The following is a 1,193-nucleotide window of genomic DNA, read 5'->3' as shown; positions in this document are numbered from 1 at the left end:
CAAACTCTCATAAAAGTAGTTTGTTAGCTCATTTGCTGGCAATGGTAAAAACCATTGTTTAAATAAATAATTTAACGTTCGTTTCGTTCAGTTTTCAAAGATCAAACCCAGTCGCTCATAAGCGACTTACCTATAATACTACTATCAAAAGTCTTTGTCAACACTTTTTTTGGTGGAGCCTAGCGGGGTCGAACCGCTGACCTCCTGCGTGCAAAGCAGGCGCTCTCCCAGCTGAGCTAAGGCCCCAAAATAATGGTCGGGAAGACAGGATTCGAACCTGCGACCCCTTGGTCCCAAACCAAGTGCTCTACCAAGCTGAGCTACTTCCCGAAAAAAGATAATCAATATTGGCGCGCCCGAAAGGAGTCGAACCCATAACCTTCTGATCCGTAGTCAGACGCTCTATCCAATTGAGCTACGGGCGCAAATATAAAATTAATAAGAAATGTTGGTGCCGAGGACCGGAATCGAACCGGTACGGTAGTCACCTACCGCAGGATTTTAAGTCCTGTGCGTCTGCCAGTTCCGCCACCCCGGCGTAAGTTGGAGCGGAAGACGGGATTCGAACCCGCGACCCCCACCTTGGCAAGGTGGTGTTCTACCACTGAACTACTTCCGCGTGGCTTAACAACTCTCAACTAAAAATAAATAATGCGGGTGAAGGGAGTCGAACCCCCACGCCTTGCGGCACTAGATCCTAAGTCTAGCGTGTCTGCCAGTTCCACCACACCCGCGTAAAGGCAAGTTATTTTGCCCTAAACAAAAAACAATGGTGAGCCATGCAGGATTCGAACCTGCGACCCTCTGATTAAAAGTCAGATGCTCTACCAACTGAGCTAATGGCTCGTACATATTTAAAAAAGCTGGTGCCGGCCAGAGGACTTGAACCCCCAACCTACTGATTACAAGTCAGTTGCTCTACCAATTGAGCTAGGCCGGCATATATGGTGGAGGATGACGGGATCGAACCGCCGACCCTCTGCTTGTAAGGCAGATGCTCTCCCAGCTGAGCTAATCCTCCAAAATATGGGATACAAGTATATGCATTGCTATAGGATATCATCCTAATAGTTCATATAGCATACATGCCTGGCAACGTCCTGCTCTTGCAAGGGGAAGCCCCTTACTACCATCGGCGCTGAAGAGCTTAACTTCCGTGTTCGGGATGGGAACGGGTGTGACCTCTTCGCCAT

General features: G+C 48.6%; 9 tRNA genes and 1 rRNA gene. All 10 read right to left on the bottom strand.

The features are described from left to right. Positions 1-170: 170 nt before the first annotated feature. A tRNA-Ala gene (locus KHA97_RS23760) sits at positions 171-246 on the bottom strand. Between the two features lie 7 nt (positions 247-253). Continuing rightward, positions 254-330, bottom strand: a tRNA-Pro gene (locus tag KHA97_RS23755). Between the two features lie 18 nt (positions 331-348). Continuing rightward, positions 349-425: transfer RNA gene (locus KHA97_RS23750), tRNA-Arg, on the bottom strand. 24 nt (positions 426-449) lie between these two features. Continuing rightward, a tRNA-Leu gene (locus tag KHA97_RS23745) sits at positions 450-538 on the bottom strand. A gap of 6 nt (positions 539-544) precedes the next feature. Beyond that, positions 545-619 (bottom strand) — tRNA-Gly (locus KHA97_RS23740). Between the two features lie 33 nt (positions 620-652). Further along, positions 653-734, bottom strand: a tRNA-Leu gene (locus KHA97_RS23735). Positions 735-770: 36 nt separating this feature from the next. Beyond that, positions 771-846, bottom strand: a tRNA-Lys gene (locus tag KHA97_RS23730). Between the two features lie 18 nt (positions 847-864). Continuing rightward, positions 865-940 (bottom strand) — tRNA-Thr (locus tag KHA97_RS23725). 5 nt (positions 941-945) lie between these two features. Then, positions 946-1,021 (bottom strand) — tRNA-Val (locus tag KHA97_RS23720). A gap of 66 nt (positions 1,022-1,087) precedes the next feature. Then, positions 1,088-1,193 (bottom strand): 5S ribosomal RNA (rrf, locus tag KHA97_RS23715); the annotation flags it as partial.

The sequence above is a fragment of the Lederbergia citri genome, assembly GCF_018343625.1.
In the GTDB taxonomy this organism is placed as follows: domain Bacteria; phylum Bacillota; class Bacilli; order Bacillales; family Bacillaceae_C; genus Lederbergia; species Lederbergia citri.
The sequence above is the reverse complement of the archived record's forward strand: the minus strand, read 5'-3'. Positions and strand labels throughout refer to the sequence as shown.